The organism is Mesorhizobium sp. RSR565B (assembly GCF_054719465.1).
In genome coordinates this window covers 856,166-878,231 of record NZ_JBTTIE010000001.1, presented here as the reverse complement: position 1 = coordinate 878,231, position 22,066 = coordinate 856,166, and the positions used below count along the sequence as shown (strand labels likewise).

Here is a 22,066-nt window from a genome sequence, read left to right as displayed (position 1 = left end):
CCCGAAGGTTCAGGCGGCGTTGGTCACAAACTGTCCGTCCGACTGGTCGAGACGGCGGCGGATCTGCGTTATCACCATCGAATCGTCGGGTACACAATTTTCATAGGTAAGGAAGTCGCCGGTCTTGACCGGCTTGACCACCTTGGCGCGTTCGGCAATCCCGAGCGGCAGCGCGCCCTTGGCGCGGGCGTCCTCCCAGGTCATGGCGAAGCCGCGATAGTCGTTCTCGCCGATCATGCCGAGCGATTGGCCCGCGCCGAGATCGCTCTTGGCCACCGCCACCGCTTCGGCGACCGGATGATCGAGGGGCTCCATGTCGGCGCGTTTGTAGACAACGGCGCGCGCCGCCGACAGTGGCACTTCAAGGCTTGTCAGGTGATAGGGACGGTAGATCGTGAAATAGGGGCCCTTGCCGACCTTGAGGTCGACCATGCGCTCCAGCACGCGCGGATGCCTCGTTTCGATGATGCAGAACACGCCGGGCGCCACGCCCTTGCCGATGGAATAGTCGACCACGCCCTTGCGGTGCAGCACGCCGCCATCCTCGCGCGGGCAAAGCACGCTGGCCAGTTCCTCCAGCGTCGCCGTCGGGCCGTGCATGCCCGGCACGTCGGGCACCAGCCCGGTGGCGTTGGCGATAGCCACCATCTCGATCGCCGTCTTGGAACCGTCGACGAACTCGACCAGCATGCGCGCATTCATATTGCGCTCGGCCGCTTCCTTCTCGTAGTCGGCGGGCATGGCGTCGATCTTGAGCGGGTTGTTCTTGCCCTTGCCGGCGGCGATGATGTTGAAGCCGAGGCTCTTGGCGAAGCCGATGATCTCCAGCGTGCAGGCGGGTTCGTCGCCGGCCGCACCGGTGTAGACCACGCCGGCCTTGCGCGCTTCCTCCTTGAGGAAGCGGCCGATCGTAATGTCCGCCTCGACATTGAGCATGACGATGTGCTTGCCGTTCTTCATCACTTCGAGCGCAAACAGCGTGCCGATGTTGGGATTGCCTGTCGCGTCGATGATGACATCAATGCGGCCGGCCGCGGCCAGCGCATGCAGATCTTCGGTGACAGCGATCTTGCCGGCCTCGATGGCGCGGTCGATGGCAGAGGCGTTCGCAGCCTGGACGATGTCGGAGCGGTCATGGCCGGCGAGCAGTGCGGCATCGATCGCCGCTTGCGGCCGCACCTCGGAAATGGCACCGATCCGCATGCCCGGCATCAGCGCCACCTGGACGACGATGTCGGTGCCCATCTGCCCGGCGCCGGCGAGTCCGATGGTGATAGGCCCTTGGGCTTCAGCGCGCTGCAGAAGTTCCGCTGCAAATTGCGGATGGGCCATATCGCTTCCTCCAGTCATGACGCGCCGCAGCGTCAAATCATCATTTTGAACATTCCTATTTCCATTTGAAAAATATTTCAACCCGCAAATCGGAGAATGGCTGCAGGGCCAAATCTCCCATGGAGGATTCGTGGGGTGACAGCTTCATGCTGGGCTTGATCTCAGCCGATCTCAAGGAAAGGCTTGCCGAGCAGGTCGGGCACGACATCGACGCCGAGGCCGGGCCCGTCGGGAATGCCCATGTGGCTGCCGGTGACCGGTGGCGCGTTGGAGGCCGTGCGCACCGTCACCCACTCATGGAAGGCGATGGCGTGCAGCCGGCGTTCTTCCGGCGTCGACAGCGACAGATGCGCCATCGCCGCCGTGTCGATCTCGGCGCCGCCCGTATCCTCGACGGTGATCATGAAACCGAGATCGACGGCGACGTCGCGGATTTGCCTCGTCCTGGTTACGCCGCCAAGCCGCGAAATCTTCAGCGTCAGCCCGTCGGCGGCGCCCAGGCGATGGATTTCCAGCATCGCCTCGAGCGAGATGACGCTCTCGTCCAGCACCATCGGCTTGTCGAGCATGCGGCGCACCGACATGTTCTCCTCGATCGTCGTGCAGGGCTGCTCGAACGTGTAGTCGATGCCGCGCGTTGCATCGGCGAACTGCCGCGCCTGGTAGGGTGTCCAGCCGGCATTGGCGTCGCAGAAAATCACCGTGCCTTTCGGCACGGCCGAAGCGACTGCGCTCACCCGCTCGATGTCTTCATGCACATTGCCGCCGACCTTGACCTGCAGCCGGCGGCAGCCTTCCGCGATGATCCTTTTGGCCAGTGCCGCCATCTGGTCGAGCGTGCCGTGGGTGACGACGCGGTAGGTCTCCGCCATGCCGCTCTCGCGGCCGCCAAGCATGGTCACCAGCGGCACGTCGGCGGCGCGGGCGGCCAGATCCCAGCAGGCCATGTCGAGCGCCGACTTGATGTAGGGATGGCCCTTGAACACCGTATCCATCAGCCGGCCGATACCGGCGAGGCCACGCGGGTCCTGGCCGATCAGGTGCGGCGCGATCTCGACCACGCCCGCGCGCGTTCCCGCCGGAAACGCGGCCGAATAGAAATTGCCGAGCGGCGCCATCTCGCCCCAGCCGGTTACGCCGCTGTCGGAGGTGATGGCGACGATCACCGCATCGAAGCAGTCTGCAACCCGCCCCTTGGACATGCGGTAGGGCCCGTCCACGAAGGGCTGCACGACGCGATAGGCCTTGATGGTTTTGATCTGCACTTGTCTGTCCGTTGTCTCTAGGTGTTGAGGAGGGTCAGCCCTTCGATGTCCGCTGTTCGAGGCCACGCGCATAGGCAAGCAGCTCTTCGAAATCGAGGTCGATATGTTCACGCGCATGGCGCTGGGCGGCGCGCATGTCGGCGCCCTTCAAGAGCCGCACATAGGTTTCGTGGAGATCTTCGGCCGGCACCGGCTCGTTGCGGGCCCGCTGGTGCAGGGCAAAATACATTTGCAGCCGGCTGGTCAGCCGCTGCCAGGTTTCCAGCAGCACCGAATTGTCGGCCCATTCATAGATCAGCCCGTGCAATTGCAGCGCGGCTTCGATCTGGCGGGTGGTGTCGCGCGCGCGCGTTGCCTGCTTCACCGCTTCGTGGCGGCGGTCGAGTTCATCGAAGAAGCGCTGGTCGCGCAGCTTCCATGTCCGCTCGATGGCGAATTCATCGAGCACCTTGTTCAGCGAGTAGGCGTCGTCAATGTCCTTGGCGGTGACATCGATGACGAAGGTGCCGGCATAGGGAATGCTGGTTAGGATGCCTTCCTGCACCAGCTCGCGCATAGCTTCGCGCAAAGGCGCGCGGCTGACCCGCATCTGCTCAGCGATCCTCAGCTCGCTCAGCTTTTGGCCGGGTTCCAGCTGGCCGATCAGGATCGCCCGCCGCAACAGCGCAACGATCTCGGCTCGGCGTGTCGTATCCGCGATCGGATTGAAGTCCAGCTTGGCCATTCCGTCACTCCAGTGAGAGCCGGAAACAGACAAGCAGATTGTCGACAATCCTACAATGTGTCTATTCCGGATTCTTGTGCCTTGCGGTTACTCCAAAAACGACGTGCGGCGCTCCATAAAAAAACGGCGCCCTCGGCGTGGAAGCCGAAGGCGCCGCATGACCGGGGCTGATGGGGGTTATCAGCTGGCCGGTTTCTCCTGGGGCAACGGCGAGATCGGCATTCCTGGTCCGATCTTCTGCAGATTGCCCGTTATCACCTGGTCGCCTTCGGCAACGCCGCTGAGGACCGCCACAAGGTCGCCGCTGGTCGCGCCAAGCGAGACGATGCGCTGGTCGACCGTGTTGCCCTTGCCGACGACATAGACATATTTGCCGAGCTGGCTCGAACCCAGCGCCACCTGCGGCACCATCAGCGCGTCGGGCAGCTGCTTGATGTGCAGCCGCACGCGGACATATTGGCCCGGCAGCAGCGAGAACTTCGCATTGCCGATGGTGGCGCGCGCCGTAATCGTGCCGGTCGAGTGGTCGACCGTGTTGTCGATGAAGGTGAGTTCGCCCTTCTGGCTGGCTTCGGTCTCGCCGGGCAGCAGCACCTCGACCTCGATCGGGCCGGCGGCCCGGGCCCATTCGATTTCGGCCAGGTCCGTCTCGCTCGGATTGAAGGTGACGTAGATCGGGTCGAGCTGCACCAACGTGTTCAGCACCGTGCCGGCGACGCTGACCAGCGTGCCGACCGAAGCCTGGTTGCGGCCGACGCGGCCGGCAAACGGAGCGTGGATTTCGGCGTAGCTCAAATTGAGCTCGGCCGTCCGCACCGCCGCCTGGTTGACGGCAAGCGACGCTTCGGCCTGGCGCAAGGTGCTCGTGCGCTGGTCGAACCCGTCCTTGGCGAGATAACCGCTCTTGGCGAGTTCGGAGCCGCGGCCGAGATTGGAGCGTGCATAGTCGAGGCTCGCCTGGTCGCGCTGCACTTCGGCCTTGGCCTGGTCGAGAGCCGCCTTGAAGTCGTCGGGCGAGATCTTGTAGAGCAGATCACCCTGGCGCACATCGGCGCCGTCCTCAGCCGTCTGCTCCTGCAGATAGCCGGGCACGCGGGCCTGCAAGGTGACGCTGCGGATCGCCTCGATGCGGGCGGCGTAGTCGAGATAGATCGGGATCGTCTTCTTGACCACGCTCGTCACCGGCACCGGCATAACGAATGCCGCAGGTGCTGCCGTCGCTGCCGCCGTGCCGGCATTGAGGCTGAGATTGCCCATGTCGAGGAAGTGGACGCTTGCCACCGAGATCGCTCCCAGGGCGACGGCCGTTCCCAAAGCTATTTTCCATTTACGCATTTTGGTCTCCAATTCTATTCGGCTGCTTCGGCCAGGCGCATCGGCGCTGGTTCGGCAGTCGGTTCATTATTGTCCTGGTCATGAGCAGCGTTGCGTTCGCTGCGCACGCGGCGTTCGCGCAGCTGTTCGATGACCGCGTAGAAGACCGGCACGAAGACCAGCGACAGGATGGTCGCCGCGACCATGCCGCCAAACACGGTGGTGCCGATCGACTGCCGGCTTGCCGCACCCGCACCCGTCGCAAACATCAGCGGCAGCACGCCGAGGATGAAGGCGAAGGCCGTCATCAGGATCGGCCGCAGCCTCAGCCGCGCGGCTTCCATTGCCGCGTCGACAATGCTCAGTCCCTCCTCGCGCCGCCGCCTTGCAAACTCGACGATCAGGATCGCGTTCTTGGCGGCGAGGCCGATCAGCATGACGAAGCCGATCTGCGAGTAGACGTCGATCTGCATGCCGCGCAAGAACAGGGCTGCGAAGGCGCCGAACAGGGCCAGTGGCACCGCCAGCAGCACCATGAACGGCATCGCCCAGCTCTCATACTGCATCGCCAGGATCAGGAAGACGAAGACGATGGCGAGGCCGAAGACGACCGACGCTATCGATCCTGCCTTGAGCTCCTGGAAGGTGATGCCGGTCCATTCGAAACCGAAATCCCTGGGCAAAGCGGTGGCGGCGGCCCGTTCCATCGCGGCAACCGCCTGGCCCGACGAGAAGCCGGGGGCTGCGCCGCCATTGATCGTGGCCGAGGCGTTGTTGTTGTAGTGCGGCACGGTTTCCGGGCCGACGAACGGTACCAGTTTGCCCAGTGTGCTCAGCGGCACCATGCCGCCGGAGGCGTTGCGCACATAGAGCCGCGAAAGGTCGCCTGCGTCGGCACGTGCATCCTTGTCGGCCTGGATGGTCACCCGGAAGGTGCGGCCGAACAGGTTGAAGTCGTTGACGTAGAGCGAGCCGAGATAGATCTGCAGCGTGTTGAAGACGTCGGGCAGGTTGAGGCCGAGCAGTTTGGCCTTGCTGCGGTCGAGGTCGTAGTTGAACTGCGGCGTCGAGGTCGAGAACGGCGAGAACAGCTGCTGCGGGTTGATTTCCGGCTGCTTGCGCGCCTCGGCGATCACGGCTTGCGTCGCGTCGTTGAGGGCTGAACTGCCGCGCCCGGTGAGATCCTCGACGACGAATTCGAAGCCGCCCGTGGTGCCGATACCCGGGATCGAAGGCGGATCGAAGGACAGCGCGAAGGCTTCCGGAATCTGCATCAGCTTGCCGCGCACGTCGGCGACGAGCTTCGACGCGCTCTGGTCGGGGCCGCGCTCTTCCCACGGCTTCAGGATGGCGAACTCGACAGCCGAGTTCGACTGCGCGGCACTGGTCAGGAAGTTCAGGCCGCTGATTGAGCCGACAATTTCTACGCCGGGTGTTGCCTGCAATATGTCGCGCGCTTTCTGCGCCACCGCATCGGTGCGTTCCAGCGAGGCGCCGTCAGGCAGCTGGATGACGACGAAGAAGTAACCCTGGTCCTCGACCGGAAGGAAGGTCGAGGGCAGCTTCTGCCAGACGAAGTAGGTGGCGACCAGGCCGGCCGCGAACAGACCGAGCATGATCCAGCGCAGCCGGATGAGGATGCCTACGCCATGGGCATAGGCATGCGACAGCCTGTCGAAACCCGTGTTGAACCAGCGGAACGGGGCGAACTGCGTCTCCCCGCGATGGCGCAGGAAGGCGGCACTCAGCGCCGGGCTGAGCGTCAGCGAGTTGAAGGCGGATATGCCGACCGAAATCGCCACCGTCAGCGCGAACTGATTGTAGAGCTTGCCGGAGACGCCAGGAATGAAGGCGACGGGCACGAAGACGGCCATCAGCACCGCGGTGGTGGCGATGATCGGTCCGGTGACCTCGGCCATCGCGGCCTTGGTCGCCGCCAGCGGTTTGAGGCCCGCCTCCAATTGACGCTCGACATTTTCCACCACCACGATGGCGTCGTCGACGACGAGGCCGATGGCCAGCACCATGCCGAGCAGGGAGAGCATGTTGAGCGAGAAGCCCATCATTTCCATGACGACCATCGTCGCCACCAGCGACACCGGAATGGCGATGGTCGGGATGATCGTCGTGCGCCAGCTCTGCAGGAAGATGAACACCACGGCCACGACCAGCACCAGCGCTTCGCCAAGCGTGATCAGCACGTCATGCATCGATGCCGACACGAAGCGCGTCGTGTCGTAGTGCATGGCGTAGCTGACGCCCTTGGGGAAACGGGCCGACAGTTCCTGCATCTTGTCCTTGACGTGCTGCTGCAGATCGAGCGCGTTGGAACCGGGCATCTGGTAAACGGCGAGCACCACCGTCGGGTCCTTGCCGAAGAAGGCCGACGACGAATATTGCAGCGCGCCGAGCTCGATGCGGGCGACGTCGCGCAGTCGCACCAGCGAGCCGGTGCCGGTGTTGGCGCGCACGACGATGTCGCCGAACTCCTTGGGGTCGCTCAGGCGGCCGACGGCGTTGACCTGCATCTCGAAGGCGGTGCCGGCGGGCGCCGGCGACTGGCCGATCTTGCCGGCCGCCACCTGGACGTTCTGTTCCGAGATGGCATTCTGGACGTCGACGGCGGTGATGCCAAGATTGGCGAGCTTGTCGGGATCAAGCCAGACGCGCATCGAATAGCGACGCTCGCCGAAAATCTGCACATCGCCGACGCCGGGCAGTCGCTTCAGCGGATCGACGACCTGCAGATAGGCGAGGTTGCTCAGCGCCACCGGATCGACCGAACTGTCGGGCGAGGTCAGGTTGACGATGAGGACGAAATTCGGGTTCTGCTTCTTGATCGTCACGCCACCCTGGTTGACGATCGCCGGCAGCGACGAGGCGGCTTGAGAAACGCGGTTCTGGACGTCGACGGCCGCGGTGCTCAAGGAATAGCCGACATCGAAGGTGATGGTGATGGTCGAGGAGCCGTCATTGGAACTCGACGACGACATGTAGGTCATGCCTTCGACGCCGTTGATCTGCTGCTCAAGCGGCGTCGTCACCGTATCGGCGACCACTTGCGCGCTGGCGCCCGGATAATGGGCGCTGACTACGACCTGCGGCGGCGTGATGTCGGGAAACTGCGAAACCGGCAAAAGGAAATAACAAATCGTCCCGGCGAGCACCATGATGATGGCGATGGCCGAGGCGAAGATCGGACGATGGATGAAATAATTTACCACGACACGCAAACCTCTTTAGAAGAACCAGCCTCTTTAAAAGAATGGGCAGACCGGGACAGCCGCCTGCTGCGCACTGAGCCCGGGTCCTGCAAAAAATACGAAGACGGCGCCGCGCCGCTGAGGCCCTGCTCATCGGCCACGGTCCTCAGCATCGCTTCGAAGGCGCGCGGGTTGACGCGGTCCGCTTTCATCACCAGCCGGATCATCGGATCCCGGATGGCTTCATCGATGGTCAAATCCTTGCGCTGCGACATTGGAGCGTCTCCATTCCAGCGATTCGCATCGGACGATCGCGAACCGGTTTTCATCTCTTCACCGGCCGGAGCCGCATGACCTGCAATTTTCACCCTTTGTGATCTGGCAGGACCAGTTCACGGCCTTGTTATTGACGGAAGGCCACATAGGTGTTACCAGTAAGTAACATTCGGATAGTTACAGACCGGTAACACCCTAGTCAAGAGGTGAACCGAATTTTTAGGGAGACAAAGGAGACTGCGATGGCAGACGGCATTACCGATCGCGTGCGCCCCCGGGACCGAATCCTGGAGACGGCGCAGGACATGTTTCACAAGCATGGCATCAAGGGCGTCGGTGTCGACGCCATCACGGAAGCCGCCGGCACCAACAAGATGACGCTCTACCGTCATTTTGAGTCGAAGGACGAACTGATCGTCCAATGCCTGCGCGCGTCGGCGGCTAAAGGCGCCGCGATGTGGGACCAATTCGAGGCTGAGCATCCCGGCGACAAGCTCGCCCAGTTGCATGCCTGGATTCGCATGGCCGCTGCTTGCCTGGCGGCTGACGGTCGCGGCTGCGACATGGCCAATGCCGCCGCCGAATTGACCGAGCCGGACCATCCCGCCAGGAGCGTGATCAAGGAGCTCAAGAGCGCTCAGCGCGATCGCCTCGTTGCGCTGTGCCGGGATGCGGGCATCGGTCAGGCCGAGCTTCTGGCCGATACGCTGTCGCTGCTGTTCGAAGGGGCGCGCGTCAGCGTGCAGACCATGGGCTGCCAGGGCCCCAGCACGCAGTTCGTGCGCATGGCTGAAGGCCTGATCAGCTCTTTCAGGGCGCGCTGAATTCCAGCTCACCGAGTTTGCAAGGCCCCCTCATCCGGCCGCTTCGCGGCTAGCTCCTCCCCGAGGGGAGTAGAGGCTGGCGCCGGCGCTGATGATCTCCTTTGGCTTTGGCGAGAGGTCGGATTGCAGCGAATTGCTCTTTGCAACTCGGTCTCGGCAATCCGGGTGAGGGGCTTTGGATATGCCAAGTTTCATTTGAGAATGAAAAAAGCCCGCTGCCGGGAGGAGGTGGCAGCGGGCTCGATTTCGAACGAGATGCGGGAGGAGGTGCACCGCGCTCAGCGTCGGCATCGCATCTGGGAGGAGTAGATGGCCGACACCCAGATGAGTACGGGTTGCCCAATGATTCGGCAACAATGAAAGTTGCATGGCTGCTGTGCAGATTTGCGGCATCTACCCCGACTTGTCGTACAAATCGGAGAAACCGCCACGGCGCGACTTCACTGCACCGGCACGTTTTCCTTGAAGATCAGCCGTGGCTCGATGAACTTCTTCGTCAGGTAGGGCGCGGCGGACGCGATCGAGCCGAGCAGGCGGATCACAGATTGCTCCGCGATCAGCCGCGCATTCTGGTCGATGACGACATCGGCGAGGTCGTCGACGAGATAGCCGCGCGTTTCCTTGGTCAGGTCGTGGCAGATGAAGACCGGCTTCTTCTTTGGCTTGGCCTCGAGCAGCGCTCTCGCCACACCTGAGCGCCCGGCCCCGACGCAATAGATGCCGAGCAGTTCCGGCTCGTTGTGCAGCGCCTGCATCGTTGCTGTGTAGCTGCCTTCGGGTTCGTCATTGATCTCGACCGCACTCGAGACGGTGAGATTGGGGAATTCCTCTGTCAGTACCGACCGAAAACCCATTTCGCGCTCCTCGTGCCCGCGATAGGAACGCGAGCCGACGACCATCGCCAGATGACCCTGGCGGCCGTTGAGGAAGCGCCCCATCAACAGCGCCGCCGTGCGTCCGGCAACCCGGTTGTCGATGCCGACATAGGCCGAACGCGGGGCGGCTGGAACGTCGGAGACCAGCGTGACAAGGCGGATGCCTGCCTCGACCACATCGCGCAATATGTTGCGCGTTCGCGGATGATCGACGGCAATGACGCCGACGCCATTGGCCTTCAGCGACAGATTTTCAACCGCCGCCTGCAGCGCTGCCGGCGAGATGCCGCCGAGATTGTGGATCCGGCACGAGGCGACCAGCGGCAGGCGCCCCGCATAGTCCTCGATGTGCCCGGCGAGGTCGATCATGAAACCGTTGGCGCCGATCGGCAGGAAGAATTCAAGATGCGCCGGCCGCGACGGCAGCGTCACCTGATCGACCACCGGCAAATAGCCGAGCTGCTTGGCCGCCTCCATCACCCGTTGGCGGTTGGCGGCGCTCGCGCCGGCCCGGTTGTTCAGAACCCGGTCGACGGTCGCGGTCGACAGGCCGCAGCTCCTGGCTATGTCGGCAACGGTGGCTTTCATGGCTGTAGTCATAGAGCATGATCCCGAAAAGTGGGAACCGGTTTTCTCGGACAAACGGGAACCGTTTTGTCAAAAGGTCATGCTCTACAACGAGTTAGAGCGGATGCGTTTCCGTGCCAGACGGCGCGAAGACGGTTCAGCCGTGCGATGGCCCGCCTTCGATGATGGCGTCGCGGATCTCCTTGTCCGACATCCCGGTGATGATGCGTTCGACCTCGGCCACGCTGGTCTTCTTCGGGTCGATGTCGTCGGCCACCACCTTGCCCCGGCGCATGACGACGATGCGGTCAACCACCTGGAAGACATGGTGGATGTTGTGGGCGATGAAGATGCAGGAATGCCCGGAATCGCGCGCGTTGCGCACGAAGCTCAGCACGCCTTGCGTCTCGGCGACGCCGAGATTGTTGGTCGGCTCGTCGAGGATGATCAGGTCGCTGTCGAAGTGCATGGCGCGCGCGATGGCGACGGCCTGCCGCTCGCCGCCGGACAGGGAGCCGATCGGCGTCGTCGGCGGGATGTTCTTGGAGATGCCGACCTGTTTCAACAGGTCGCGGGCGACATTGTTCATCGCCTCCTGGTCCATGCGGTTCAAAAAGCGCGGCGGTTTGATCGGCTCGCGGCCGAGGAACAGGTTGCGCGCGATCGACAGCTGCGTCACCAGTGCCGAATCCTGGTAGATCGTCTCGATGCCGTGCGCGATGGCGTCGCTGGTGCTGCGCAGATTGACCTTCTTGCCGCGGATGAAAATGTCGCCGCTGGTCAGCGGCACCGCCCCCGACAACACCTTGATCAGCGTCGATTTGCCGGCGCCATTGTCGCCGAGCAGGCCGACGATCTCCCTTTCGTTGACATGAAAATTGGCGTCTTCGAGCGCCTGCACGCGCCCGTAGGACTTTTTGATGTTGGACATGCGGATGAGCGGTTCAGCCATGGTTCTAGGTCCCTGCCTGATGCCGGCGTTCCAGCCATGAGTGCAGCGCCATCATGCCGAGGATGATGGCGCCGATGAAGATGTTGTAGGCCAGCCCGGGCACGCCGATCAGCACGATGCCGTTGCGCATGACGCGCAGGATGAGGATGCCGAGCACGGTGCCGATGATGGTGCCGCGCCCACCGGTCAGCGCCGTGCCGCCGATCACCACCATGGCGATGACTTCGAGCTCGTAGCCGGTGCCGCTGTTGGGGTTGGCGGCCGACGTGCGCAGCGACGAGATGACGCCGGCAAGCGAAGCCATCACCGACGACAGCACGAACAGGCCGATCTTGACGCCGCTGACGTTGACGCCGCGCGCCCTTGCGGCGCCTGGATTGCCGCCGGCTGCCTGGATCCAGTTGCCGGTCCGGCTTTGCGTCAGCACGTAGCCCAGCGCGATGGCCGCCGCGATGAACCAGAAGAGCGACATGTAGATGCGGAACGGGCTGATGAAGAAATCACCGACCAGCGCTTCGGCCAGCCAGCTGCCTTCGGCGCTCCACGTCCGCTGCGGAAAGCCGTCAGTGACGAACAGCGCGGTGCCGCGCACCACCAGCAGCATGCCGAGCGTCACCAGGAAGGATGGGATTTTCAGCTGCGTGACGAACCAGCCATTGACCAGGCCGATGAAGGCTGCGATCAGCAGCGCGGCGAGGAAGCCGACCTCCAGCGAGGTCAGGCCGCTGTTGAACAGCGTCCACATCAGCACCGGCGAAAAGCCGAACAGCGAGCCGACCGAAAGATCGAATTCACCCGACGTCATCAACAGCGTCATCGCCAGCGCGATCAGCCCGAGCTCGACGGTGAAGGCCAGCGTGTTGGAGATGTTCTGCGGCGACAGGAAATCGTGGTTGATGCTCCAGAACACCGCGATTTCGACGATGAGCAGAACGAAGGGCCCGAATTCCGGCCTCGCGATCAGGCGTTGGATGAGCGAACGGTTTTCCACTGATAACCTGCGACAGGAAGGGGAAGGCTGAGCCCCGCGCGCAACGCGAAGGGCTCGGCGAAAGACAGTCGCGACCGCGGCTGCGGCCGCGACTGTTGAAGGTCTGGGTTATTTGCCGGACAGGATGTCGTCGTAGACCTGCGCGGTGTCCTTTTCATAGAGCGCGCCGGTGATGACGTTGAAGCCCGGAGGAATGCCTGACGCCGCCATGTTGGCCAGCGACAGCGCGACGTAGCTGGTCGCCTGCGGGTCCTGCCACTGGCCGGCATTGACGTAGCCGGTCAGCACTTCCTGGGTGGTGTCGAGCGAGTTGCCCCAGCCGACGACCGGGATTTCGCCCGGCTTGATGCCGGCCTGGTCGAACACCCGCTTGATCGAGCCGGTGACCAGATCGCCGAGGCCGATGATTGCCTTGACCTTGGCCTTGTTGGCGGTGAGATAGTCGACCATGCGGTTGATGGCTTCGGCCTGGTCGAGGGTCGCTTCGGTGATCTCATAGGTGATCCCCAGCGGTTCGAAGACGCTCTTGATGCCTTCCTCTTCCTGGACGCCGTAGGTGGCGCCGGGGATTTCGACCGGCATCCAGACGAAGTCGCCCTTCTTCACCAGGCCCTTGTCGACCAGATATTGCGCCCAGTGCTTGCCGAAGGTGACGTTGTCGCCGCCGACATAGGCGTCGAAGCTTGCCTTGGGATCGGGCGTGTTGAAGTTGATGATCGGGATCTTGGCCGTGTTGGCTTCCTTGGCGATTTCGATCAGGCTGCCCGGATCGGGGCTGGTGGTGACGATGCCGTCGGCCTTTGCCGAGATCGCGGCGCGCACGGCCTCCTGCTGCGAGGCAACGTCGCCATTGTGGAACGAGGTGTTGACGGTGTTGCCGGTGTCCTTCGCCCATTGCTTGGCGCCGGCCAGGAAGTAGGTCCATACCGGGTCGGCCGGGCCGCCATGCGAAATCCAGTAGAACGTCTTGGCCTGTGCCGCCGCCGGAACGGCCAGCGCCACAATCAAGCCAAGCACGAGTAATCGTAGCCTCGTCAGCATTTGCTTTCCTCCCATGTTGAAAACGACCTCCACGTCCGGCGATGATCCGGGCCATGCCCTTGATCCTCTCCTCCTGCCAGCGCCGACCCGGATGCGCAGAGCATCTTCTTTTGCGGCCGATGGCAAGCCTCTATCCGCCCAATGGATGGTGGCGCGATGCAACGCGCCATCATCGATCCCATCAGATCGCATCAGTTAGAGGGCAATTCCAGGAAAAGTGTGAAACGGTTTTCCGTCCGGAATTGCGTCAACCAAGAGATAGAGATATTTCCCGGCAAGCAGGCGGGGCTTAAACTCAGGCGCGCGGATTTTCCTGAAAGCGCTCGGCCTGGCGGTTGCGCAGCACCTTGGCCAGCCGGTCGAGCGCGAGCGCCAGCACCATCACCGCGCCGATCACGAAGGGGCTCCATGCGGCGTCGATGCCGAACAGGGTAACGCCGCTCAAGATGACCTGGACGATCAGCATGCCGATCACCGCACCGAAGACGGTGCCGCGCCCGCCGGAAAGCGAGGTGCCGCCGATGATCGCCGCGGCAATCGCCATCAGCACGAAACCGCCGCCTTGGTCGACGTCGGTAACGGGAGAGCCAAGCCACAGCGCGCCCGCCAGCCCCGAGACGATGCCCATCAGCACCAGCGTCTGCAGCCGCACAGCACCTGTCGGGATGCCGGCATAGAGCGCCGCCTGCGGATTGCTGCCGACGGCCTGGATCCGGTAGCCGAAGCGGCTGCGGTGAAGCACGAGGTGCATCACCACCGCCATTGCGACGAAGACAAAGACAGCCGTCGGCACAAGGCCGAACAGCTTGCCGTGAACGATCTCAAAGAAGTCGCCGCCTGGGCTGGCCGGAGCTGTCGCTTGCATCTTGACGGCCACCGCCGCCAGGCCCCGGAACATTGCAAAGGTGCCCAGCGTAACGACGATGGCCGGCAGTCGCAGCGCCACCACCAGCAGGCCGTTGACGAGGCCGAGCCCGGCGCCGAGCAGCACGCCGGCAAGGGCGGCAAGCCACGGGTCGATGCCGGCGGCCAGAAGGAATGCGGTGAGAAGGGCCGCGAGATGGAATATCCAGCCGACGGAAAGGTCGATCTCTCGGAGTGCGAGCACGAACACCATGCCGATCGCCAGCATGCCGGGATACGCAGCGGTTTCCAGCAACGACAGCACATTGGCCTCATCGAGGAAATCCGGCCGGGCAAAGCCTGTAATCGCCACCAGGACAACGAGCCCGATGAGCGGCCTGAGTTCGACGGGCAGGCGAAGGCTGCGCTTCGGGTGGGCAGCCGAACCGGCAAGCTGCAGCGTGGGATCCAATCGTGTCATGCCATGGCTCCCACGAGTTTCTTTTTCGGCCGCTCCGCCTCCGGCATCTCGCCGGTGGTGGTCAGTTGCAGCACTGTCCTTCGCTTCATCTCGGCGCCGGACAGCTCGCCGGCGACCCGGCCGCGGTGGAAGACAAGGACGCGGTTGCTGAGGTTGGTCAGTTCGGACGGCTCGACCGAACGCAGCAAAACGATACAGCCATTGGCTGCCATCTGCCGGATCAGCGCATAGATCTTGCGCTTGGCAGCCGCCTCGATACCGCCAGCCGGATTGTCTAGGAGCAGCACTTGCGGCGCCGTCTCCAGCCATTTGGCGATTACGATCTTCTGCTGATCGCCGGCCAGCAGCGAATTCACCGGCGCGTCCGGCAGGCCCTTGATGCGCAGCGCATCGATCTGCCTTGCGGCGGCGGCGATCGCGGCCTTGGGCGAGTAGCGGCGCGACCCCCAGTTGCGGGCGCCGGTAGCGATGTTGCCTATGTTGAAGGCCAGCGACCGGTCGGGCATCAGGCCGTTGCACAGGCGGTTGGCCGGCACCAGGCCGATGCCGCGTCGCGCCGCTTCGGTCGGATTTCCAGGCAAGCCGTAGCCGTCGGGGAGCCGCACCCTGCCGCTTTGCGCCTTGCGCAGGCCAAACAGCATCTCGAACAGGTGTTCAACGCCTGACCCCTCAAGCCCGGCCAAGCCGAGGATCTCGCCGGAGCGGGCGGTGAAGCTGACGCCGGAAATCCGGCCGCCGCTCAGACCCTCCACCGTGATCCGCGGCCTTATCGTGCTGGCATTGGCCGGCAGTGCAGGCGGGAACAGGCTGCCGCGCTGCTGGCCGATCATGGCGTCGATCACATCGGCTTCGCTCAACGCCGAGCGCTCACTTGTCAGCACGTCACGGCCGTTGCGCATCACGGTGACCTGGTCTGCGATCGCAAACACATCCTCCAGCCGGTGCGAGACATAGAGCACGCTCGTGCCCTTGGCCTTGAGGTCACTTAGTACGGTGAACAGGTGCTCGGTTTGGCGCCGGTCGAGCGCAGAATTCGGTTCATCGAGGATCAGCAGCCTCGGGCCTTCCAGAATTGCGCGGCCGAGTTCGACATATTGCCGTTCGCCCATGCCGAGTTGTCCCACAGGAGCGTGGACATCGACGTCGAGCTTGAGTTGCCGAAGCAAGGTGCGGCTGCGTGCCTCCATCTCGCGCCTGGAGACGAAGCCATTGCGCAACGGCTCGCGATTGACGAACAGATTGGCCAGCACCGAGCGGTCGGCAAACAGGCCGAGCCCCTGGTGGACGACGCCGAAGCTGTGCTTGCGTGCAGCGATCGGGCTGTCGACGGTGACGATCTGGTCGCCGACGCGGATGGTGCCGCTGTTGGGCCGGAGCACGCCGGCAAGCACCTTCACCAGCGTCGACTTTCCGGCGCCGCTTTCACCGACGACAGCATGGATGGTCCCCTGTCCGACAGACAGGTTCATATCCCTGAGCGCGACAACGCCGCCATAACGCATGGCGAGATTGCGCACCGATATCATCGGCAAACCGAGCATGCGATTCGGCCCCCACAGACCGCGCCCCGATCCTGGAGCGAATTTCCGATACAGTCACCCGGATTCCGCTAACAAACGGCTTACAGGGACCGGATACGAACGTTTATCGGCTATCCGTTCGTCCCGCTGCTCCGAAATCAGATCAGGTCGGCCTTGGCGAGGTCCCGCATGAGATGGCTGGCGCCGTAGGTCCAGTGCGGGCAATCGGGCGACAGAAGCACGCGGTTCACCAGCGCGCCGAATTTCTCCGACGAGATGGTGACGATGTCGCCGATCTTGTGGGTGAATCCCTTGCCCTTCTCGCCGCGATCCTTCGACGGCACGAACATGGTGCCGAGATAAAGCGCCAAGCCGTCGGGATACTGGTGGTGCGGCCCCATGGCGGCCGCGACCAGCTCTTCGGGCGAGCGGCTGATCTCGGCCATCGAGCTCGCGCCCTCCAGCGAAAACCCGTCCTCGCCCTCGACCTGCAGCCGCACCGTGGCGCGCTTCACGTCGTCGATCGAAAATGTTGCGTCGAACAACCGGATGAAGGGCCCAAGCGAGGCCGAGGCATTGTTGTCCTTGGCCTTGCCGAGCAGCAGCGCCGAGCGTCCCTCGACGTCGCGCAGATTGACGTCGTTGCCGATGGTGGCGCCGACGATCCTGCCGGTGCTGGTGGCGATCATGGCGATCTCCGGCTCGGGGTTGTTCCAGGTCGAGACAGGATGCAGCCCGACATCGGCGCCGAAGCCGACGGACGCCATCGGCTGGCATTTGGTAAAGATCTCGGCGTCGGGGCCGATGCCGACTTCCAGATATTGCGACCAGGCGCCGCGCTGGATGAGCTTGGCCTTGATCTCCATCGCCTCAGGCGAGCCGGGCTTCAGCTTCGACAGATCGTGGCCGATCAGCCCGGCAATGTCGGCGCGGATGGCGTCGGCCTTTTCCGCCGAGCCGCGCGCCTGCTCCTCGATGACGCGTTCGAGCAGGCTGACCACGAAGGTCACGCCCGACGCCTTCACCGCCTGCAGGTCGACAGGCGAGACCAGATAGGGTTTTGCCGGGTCGCGGGTGGCCTGAAAACTGTTGGCGGCGATCGCGTCGAGCGAGCCGATCGGTTCGCCCTTGGCAGAGCGCACGTGTCCGGCCGGATCGGCCATCTCGCAGATGTCGCGCACTGTGGGTGCGGTGGTCGAGGTGACGTCGAAAACGATGCCGTCGCGCACGGTGACCACCAGCGGATGCGAGGCATAGCTTGCCCTGGCTCGGCCGATGAAGAGCCCGTCGGCGGGAAGCTGCGTTGGGTTCGTCATGGCTTACGGTCCTTTGATGATCGAGATGGCAGCTGGGCCGCTGCACTTTCACCGGATTCACGCCAAAGGTCTATCCCGTGGCGCAGGCAATTGTCGGTTCTGACATGAGGCCCGCTCTTTCAAAAAAATGAAACTGGCACTAGAATTTTCATTTTCCGCATACTCCAGGTGAAGCCTTGCCCGCACCGTTTTCCGTTCCGATCTGGCAGAAGCCGCAGACCGCATCCGCCTTCCAGTCGCTCGTCACTGCGCCGGTCGACGTTGCCATCGTCGGCGGCGGCTTCATGGGCCTGTCGACCGCCTTGCACGCAGCCCGGCTCGGTCTCGGTGTACAGGTGCTGGAGGCCGGCGAGATCGGCCAGGGTGCCTCGGGCCTCAATGGCGGCCAGGTCATTCCCGGCCTGAAATATGATCCCGAATGGCTGCTCGAGCATTTCGGCCCCGAGCGTGGCCAGGCGTTAGTCGATTTCGCCGCCTCGGCGGCGGATACGGTGTTCGATCTCATCCGCGACGAAAAGCTGGCGGTGCCGCTCACCCGCAAGGGCTGGATCCAGGCCGCGCATACCGAAACCGCATTGAAAGCGGCGGCGAACAGGGATCGTCAATGGCGGGCGCGTGGCGCCGATGTCCGGCTTCTGAATGAAAGCGAGATCGCCGATATGACCGGCGCGCAAGGCTATCTCGGCGGCTGGCTCGACCGCCGCGCCGGCATCATCGATCCGCTCGCCTATACAGTGGAACTGGCGCGCATCGCTGCCGCCGCCGGCGCCAGCATTGCCGAGCGGCAGAAGGTGGTGAAACTCCGCAAGCAAGCTGGCCTTTGGCGCGTTTCAACCGAAAACGGCGCCGAGGTGCGGGCGAAAGCGGTTGTCCTGGCGACGAACGCCTATACCGATGGACTGCTTCCGGGCCTCGCCGAAACGATCGTGCCGCTGCATTCCTTCCAGGTCGCCACCGCGCCGCTGTCATCCAACCTTGCGGCAACGATCCTGCCCGAGGGACAAGCCGTATCGGACTCGCGCCGCATCCTCGTCTATTACCGCAAGACCGTCGACGGCCGGCTGGTGCTTGGCGGCCGTGGCCGCATGGCGCTTCCCAGGAGCGAGGCCGACTGGGCGCATCTGCAGCGCGCGCTGGTGCGGCTTTATCCCGCGCTCTCCGATGTCGCCATCGAGAAACGCTGGTTCGGTCGCGTGGCGATGACGCCGGATCATCTGCCGCACATCCACGAACCTGAAAAGGGCCTGCTCGCCGTGGTCGGTTGCCAGGGCAGGGGCGTCGGCCTGATGACCGCGCTGGGAAAACGCATGGCGGGCTATTTGGCAAACGGTGAGGCAGCGCAATTGCCGTTCCCGCTGTCGCCGATCCGGCCGATTCCGTTCCACGCCTTCCGCCAGGTCGGCGTCGCCGCGACCATCGCCTGGTACCGGATGCTCGACGCCTTCGAGCGCTGATTGGGCGCCGGTCGCCTAGGCCTCGTGGATTCAGCTTGACAGTTTCACAAATATGAAAAAAGCTAAGCCGATTTCATATTTCCGTTGAGCAGTCCGATGTCGAGCATCGTTGCAACAGAAGCGCCGGCAGGGTCGTCCCGAGGCTTCCGCTTCGCCATGTTGCTGCCGGGCGGGCTGGTCACCTTGTTCCTGATCCTGTTTGCCCTTGGCCTTGTGCTCTTCCTCTCACTTCGCGGCAATGACGGTTCGCTGCTCGGCGCCGGCTTCACCGCAGGCAACTTCATCACCGTGGTCTCCGATCCGCTCTACTGGACGGTGACGCTGCGCTCGCTGGTGATCGCTGGCCTGGTGACGCTGGCAACCGTCGTCACCGCCTATCCCGTCGCCTACTATCTCGCCTTCCATGCCGGCCGCCGCCGCAGCCTGCTTTTGTTTCTGGTGACCCTGCCATTCTGGACCAGCTATCTCCTGCGCGTCTTCGCCTGGAAGATCGTGCTCGCCTACAACGGCGTCTTGAACTCGGCGCTGATCGAAAGCGGCATCTGGTCGGAGCCGACGCTGGCCTTCCTCAACACGCCGGCGGCGGTGGTCGTCACGCTGGCGCATGCCTATGCGCCCTTCGCCATCCTGCCGATCTATGTGGCGCTGGACACCATCCCGAAATCACTGCTCGAAGCCGCCTCCGATCTCGGCGCCAGACCGTTCACGGCGTTTCGCCGCGTCGTCTTGCCCAATTCGATGCCGGGCGTTCTGGCGGCCGCCCTCGTCGTCTTTGTGCCGACGGTCGGCGACTATGTCACCCCGGCCATGGTCGGCGGTCCCGCCAGCACCATGATCGGCACATTGATCCAGTCGCAGTTCGGCAAGGCCAATGACTGGCCGTTCGGCGCGGCACTTTCAGTCTGCGTGATGCTGGTCATCCTCTGCGTGGTGCTGGTCGCACGCGGCGCCGACCGCAGATTCGGCAGCCGCACATGAGCGCCGCGCGGAGAGATGATGGCCGCGGCTGGCTCGGCGTCTATGTGCTTGCCTATCTCGTCTTCCTCTATCTGCCGGTGCTGTTGATCCCGCTGTTTTCCTTCAACAACTCCATCCAGGCCGCGTTTCCGCTGCAGGGCTTCACGCTCGAATGGTATGCCACGCTCTATGGCAATCCGGCGCTGTCCGGCGCGCTTTTGAACAGTCTCGTCATTGGCGTCGTGGCCGCCGCCGGCGCCACGCTCTGCGGCATCACCGTCTCCTATATGGACCTCTACGGTCGTTCGCCGCTCGCCGCCACCATCAGCGCCATCTCCAGGCTGCCGATCCTGATCCCCGGCGTCATCGTCGGCATATCGTTGCTGATCCTCGTCAATCTCATCGGCCTCGGCCCGTCGCGCATCGCCATCGTTCTCGGCCACATACTGGTGGCGCTGCCGACCACCGTGGTGATCATGCGCAGCCGGTTTGCCGCAATTCCGAAAACCATTCGCGAGGCCGCACTCGATCTCGGCGCTTCCGACTGGACGACCTTCCGGCGGGTGATGTTGCCGCTCTCGCTGCCGGCCATCGTCTCGGCCTTCATGCTGGCCTTTCTGATTTCCTTCGACGAGTTCATCGTCGTCTTCTTCCTCGCCGGCACCGAGCCGACGCTGCCGCTCTACATCTGGAGCCAACTGCGTTTTCCTCGCTCGCTGCCGACCGTGATGGCGCTGGGGACAGCTATCCTTGCTGTGTCAGTCATCATCGCCGGCATCGCCGAAATCCTGCGCCATCGCGGGCTGAGCACAGCCCGTCGGACGGCGCCCACCAGTCCAGCCTGAACCATAACAAAAGAGGAGAACCGAAATGGCATTCGACCCGAAATCAATTACTGGGCTGAAATCGATCACTGGCCCGAAATCGATCACTGCAAAGACAGCCCGCACCGGGCTTGCCGCGCTTGCAATCGTCCTGTCGTCGACTGTCGCCTTCGCCGCCGACAAGCTGCAATATTTCACCTGGTCCGGCTATGAACTGCCCGACTTCAACAAGAGCTTCCTGACGGCCCATCCGGATGGCGTCGAGGCCTCGATCTTCGGCGACGACGACGATGCCTTCACCAAGGTCAAGGCCGGCTTCCGCCCCGATATCGCCCATCCCTGCTACGACAAGGTGGCGCGCTGGAACAAGGAAGGCCTGCTGCAGCCGATCGATACCAAGCGCATCAAGAACTGGGATTCGATCTTCCCGGTGTTCAAGAACCTGCCCGACATCCAGGCCGGCGACGGCAAGGTCTGGATGGTGCCGTGGGACTGGGGCAACACCTCGATCCTCTACCGCACCGATCTGGTGAAGAACCCGGAAGCGAGCTGGAACCTTCTGTGGGACAAGCAATATGCCGGCCGCATGGCGACCATCGATGCCGTGCATGACACGCCGATCGTTGCAGCACTTCTGGCCGGCGTAAACCCCTTCGATATGACGCCGGAGCAGATGGACAAGGTGGCGGAAAAATTGCGCGAGCAGCGTCCGCTGCTCTCCAACTACACCACCGACATGACCTCGGTCGAACAGGCGCTGGCCAGCGGCCAGCTGGTCGCCGCCATGACCTGGAACGCGTCGGCAACTTCGCTGAAGAAGCAGGGCGTGCCGGTCGAGTTCATGAAGCCGAAGGAGGGCATGCTGACCTGGGCCTGCGGCTTCGTCATGCTCAAGGACGCCAAAAACGTCGACCTCGCCTATGACTTCATCAACAGCCGGCTCGACGCCGACTCGGGTAAGTACCTGATCCAGGCCTACGGCTATGGCAGCTCGCTGAGCACCGCCTTCGCCGGCGTGGCGAAGGACGAACTGGACAAGCTGCAATTGCCGGCGGACCCGGAGGTGATGCTGAAGACCACCATCTTCACCGGACCGATGAAGCAGAATGACGATGTGGCGAAGATGTTCGAGAAGGTGAAGGCTGGGGGGTGAGCTGAGGCTGGGGTGTCCCCTTCTCCCCTTGTGGGAGAAGGTGGATCGGCGCACAGCGCCGAGACGGATGAGGGGTGTTCCAAGGAACGCCAACGTCTCACTCCGCTGGAACACCCCTCATCCGTCGCCTTCGGCGACACCTTCTCCCACAAGG

18 protein-coding genes are annotated in these 22,066 nt (G+C 63.5%); 5 read left to right on the top strand and 13 right to left on the bottom strand.

Annotated features, from left to right (window positions below; genetic code table 11):
- Positions 1–9 precede the first annotated feature (9 nt).
- The 6 genes from ACYG9R_RS04390 to ACYG9R_RS04365 form a co-directional block, all read right to left on the bottom strand.
- Complete coding sequence (locus ACYG9R_RS04390) at positions 10–1,332, bottom strand: NAD(P)H-dependent oxidoreductase (RefSeq protein ID WP_023668524.1); 1,323 nt, start codon at positions 1,330–1,332, stop codon at positions 10–12.
- Positions 1,333–1,493: 161 nt separating this feature from the next.
- Positions 1,494–2,597, bottom strand: a complete 1,104-nt coding sequence (locus ACYG9R_RS04385; protein WP_023823478.1) for a mandelate racemase/muconate lactonizing enzyme family protein — start codon at positions 2,595–2,597, stop codon at positions 1,494–1,496.
- A gap of 34 nt (positions 2,598–2,631) precedes the next feature.
- On the bottom strand, positions 2,632–3,321 hold the full coding sequence (locus tag ACYG9R_RS04380; protein WP_023823477.1) for a GntR family transcriptional regulator: 690 nt from the start codon (positions 3,319–3,321) through the stop codon (positions 2,632–2,634).
- A gap of 180 nt (positions 3,322–3,501) precedes the next feature.
- Entirely contained in the window at positions 3,502–4,656 is a 1,155-nt protein-coding gene (locus tag ACYG9R_RS04375; RefSeq protein ID WP_023823476.1) for an efflux RND transporter periplasmic adaptor subunit, read from the bottom strand.
- Positions 4,657–4,670: 14 nt separating this feature from the next.
- The gene (locus ACYG9R_RS04370; protein ID WP_023823475.1) at positions 4,671–7,859 is read right to left on the bottom strand and encodes an efflux RND transporter permease subunit; all 3,189 of its coding nucleotides are present in this window, start codon (positions 7,857–7,859) and stop codon (positions 4,671–4,673) included.
- On the bottom strand, positions 7,853–8,113 hold the full coding sequence (locus tag ACYG9R_RS04365; RefSeq protein ID WP_023668519.1) for a hypothetical protein: 261 nt from the start codon (positions 8,111–8,113) through the stop codon (positions 7,853–7,855). The genes ACYG9R_RS04370 and ACYG9R_RS04365 overlap by 7 nt, the downstream gene beginning before the upstream one ends.
- Before the next feature lie 243 nt (positions 8,114–8,356).
- Here ACYG9R_RS04365 and ACYG9R_RS04360 point away from each other — a divergent pair, with 243 nt between their 5' ends.
- Positions 8,357–8,938 carry a TetR/AcrR family transcriptional regulator gene (locus ACYG9R_RS04360; protein ID WP_023668517.1) on the top strand — a complete coding sequence of 194 codons (582 nt, stop codon included), beginning with the start codon at positions 8,357–8,359 and terminating at the stop codon, positions 8,936–8,938.
- Between the two features lie 440 nt (positions 8,939–9,378).
- On the opposite strand, the gene ACYG9R_RS04355 is transcribed toward ACYG9R_RS04360, so the two are convergent.
- From ACYG9R_RS04355 to ACYG9R_RS04325, 7 genes are all read right to left on the bottom strand, one after another.
- On the bottom strand, positions 9,379–10,401 hold the full coding sequence (locus ACYG9R_RS04355) for a LacI family DNA-binding transcriptional regulator (protein ID WP_023668516.1): 1,023 nt from the start codon (positions 10,399–10,401) through the stop codon (positions 9,379–9,381).
- A 136-nt stretch (positions 10,402–10,537) separates the two neighbouring features.
- Positions 10,538–11,332 (bottom strand): ATP-binding cassette domain-containing protein, encoded by a 795-nt coding sequence (locus ACYG9R_RS04350; RefSeq protein ID WP_023668515.1) that lies wholly within the window; start codon positions 11,330–11,332, stop codon positions 10,538–10,540.
- Positions 11,333–11,336: 4 nt separating this feature from the next.
- The gene (locus tag ACYG9R_RS04345) at positions 11,337–12,323 is read right to left on the bottom strand and encodes an ABC transporter permease (protein ID WP_023823474.1); all 987 of its coding nucleotides are present in this window, start codon (positions 12,321–12,323) and stop codon (positions 11,337–11,339) included.
- A gap of 108 nt (positions 12,324–12,431) precedes the next feature.
- Positions 12,432–13,364: a substrate-binding domain-containing protein gene (locus ACYG9R_RS04340; protein WP_023687083.1), complete on the bottom strand. Its 933-nt coding sequence runs from the start codon at positions 13,362–13,364 to the stop codon at positions 12,432–12,434.
- A 295-nt stretch (positions 13,365–13,659) separates the two neighbouring features.
- Entirely contained in the window at positions 13,660–14,688 is a 1,029-nt protein-coding gene (locus tag ACYG9R_RS04335) for an ABC transporter permease (RefSeq protein WP_196813574.1), read from the bottom strand.
- The gene (locus tag ACYG9R_RS04330) at positions 14,685–16,229 is read right to left on the bottom strand and encodes a sugar ABC transporter ATP-binding protein (RefSeq protein ID WP_050590510.1); all 1,545 of its coding nucleotides are present in this window, start codon (positions 16,227–16,229) and stop codon (positions 14,685–14,687) included. Before ACYG9R_RS04330 ends, ACYG9R_RS04335 begins: the two co-directional genes overlap by 4 nt.
- 137 nt (positions 16,230–16,366) lie before the next feature.
- Complete coding sequence (locus ACYG9R_RS04325) at positions 16,367–17,524, bottom strand: fumarylacetoacetate hydrolase family protein (RefSeq protein WP_023823471.1); 1,158 nt, start codon at positions 17,522–17,524, stop codon at positions 16,367–16,369.
- Between the two features lie 176 nt (positions 17,525–17,700).
- On the opposite strand from ACYG9R_RS04325, the gene ACYG9R_RS04320 reads away from it, so the two are divergent.
- The 4 genes from ACYG9R_RS04320 to ACYG9R_RS04305 all read left to right on the top strand — a co-directional run bounded on the left by ACYG9R_RS04320 (position 17,701) and on the right by ACYG9R_RS04305 (position 21,912).
- Positions 17,701–18,978 carry an NAD(P)/FAD-dependent oxidoreductase gene (locus ACYG9R_RS04320; RefSeq protein ID WP_023823470.1) on the top strand — a complete coding sequence of 426 codons (1,278 nt, stop codon included), beginning with the start codon at positions 17,701–17,703 and terminating at the stop codon, positions 18,976–18,978.
- Between the two features lie 96 nt (positions 18,979–19,074).
- Positions 19,075–19,956: an ABC transporter permease gene (locus ACYG9R_RS04315; RefSeq protein WP_023668508.1), complete on the top strand. Its 882-nt coding sequence runs from the start codon at positions 19,075–19,077 to the stop codon at positions 19,954–19,956.
- On the top strand, positions 19,953–20,780 hold the full coding sequence (locus tag ACYG9R_RS04310) for an ABC transporter permease (protein WP_023709184.1): 828 nt from the start codon (positions 19,953–19,955) through the stop codon (positions 20,778–20,780). The genes ACYG9R_RS04315 and ACYG9R_RS04310 overlap by 4 nt, the downstream gene beginning before the upstream one ends.
- A gap of 25 nt (positions 20,781–20,805) precedes the next feature.
- Positions 20,806–21,912 carry an ABC transporter substrate-binding protein gene (locus ACYG9R_RS04305; protein WP_023668506.1) on the top strand — a complete coding sequence of 369 codons (1,107 nt, stop codon included), beginning with the start codon at positions 20,806–20,808 and terminating at the stop codon, positions 21,910–21,912.
- Positions 21,913–22,066: the final 154 nt, after the last annotated feature.

Excerpts from the sequence above, each read along its gene's own strand:
- ACYG9R_RS04365 (WP_023668519.1), bottom strand. The coding sequence starts at position 8,113 with ATGTCGCAGCGCAAGGATTTGACCATCGATGAAGCCATCCGGGATCCG.
- ACYG9R_RS04315 (WP_023668508.1), top strand. The coding sequence starts at position 19,075 with ATGTCGAGCATCGTTGCAACAGAAGCGCCGGCAGGGTCGTCCCGAGGC.
- ACYG9R_RS04325 (WP_023823471.1), bottom strand. The coding sequence starts at position 17,524 with ATGACGAACCCAACGCAGCTTCCCGCCGACGGGCTCTTCATCGGCCGA.
- ACYG9R_RS04335 (WP_196813574.1), bottom strand. The coding sequence starts at position 14,688 with ATGACACGATTGGATCCCACGCTGCAGCTTGCCGGTTCGGCTGCCCAC.
- ACYG9R_RS04305 (WP_023668506.1), top strand. The coding sequence starts at position 20,806 with ATGGCATTCGACCCGAAATCAATTACTGGGCTGAAATCGATCACTGGC.
- ACYG9R_RS04360 (WP_023668517.1), top strand. The coding sequence starts at position 8,357 with ATGGCAGACGGCATTACCGATCGCGTGCGCCCCCGGGACCGAATCCTG.
- ACYG9R_RS04390 (WP_023668524.1), bottom strand. The coding sequence starts at position 1,332 with ATGGCCCATCCGCAATTTGCAGCGGAACTTCTGCAGCGCGCTGAAGCC.
- ACYG9R_RS04380 (WP_023823477.1), bottom strand. The coding sequence starts at position 3,321 with ATGGCCAAGCTGGACTTCAATCCGATCGCGGATACGACACGCCGAGCC.
- ACYG9R_RS04375 (WP_023823476.1), bottom strand. The coding sequence starts at position 4,656 with ATGCGTAAATGGAAAATAGCTTTGGGAACGGCCGTCGCCCTGGGAGCG.
- ACYG9R_RS04340 (WP_023687083.1), bottom strand. The coding sequence starts at position 13,364 with ATGCTGACGAGGCTACGATTACTCGTGCTTGGCTTGATTGTGGCGCTG.
- ACYG9R_RS04355 (WP_023668516.1), bottom strand. The coding sequence starts at position 10,401 with ATGAAAGCCACCGTTGCCGACATAGCCAGGAGCTGCGGCCTGTCGACC.
- ACYG9R_RS04350 (WP_023668515.1), bottom strand. The coding sequence starts at position 11,332 with ATGGCTGAACCGCTCATCCGCATGTCCAACATCAAAAAGTCCTACGGG.
- ACYG9R_RS04310 (WP_023709184.1), top strand. The coding sequence starts at position 19,953 with ATGAGCGCCGCGCGGAGAGATGATGGCCGCGGCTGGCTCGGCGTCTAT.
- ACYG9R_RS04330 (WP_050590510.1), bottom strand. The coding sequence starts at position 16,229 with ATGCTCGGTTTGCCGATGATATCGGTGCGCAATCTCGCCATGCGTTAT.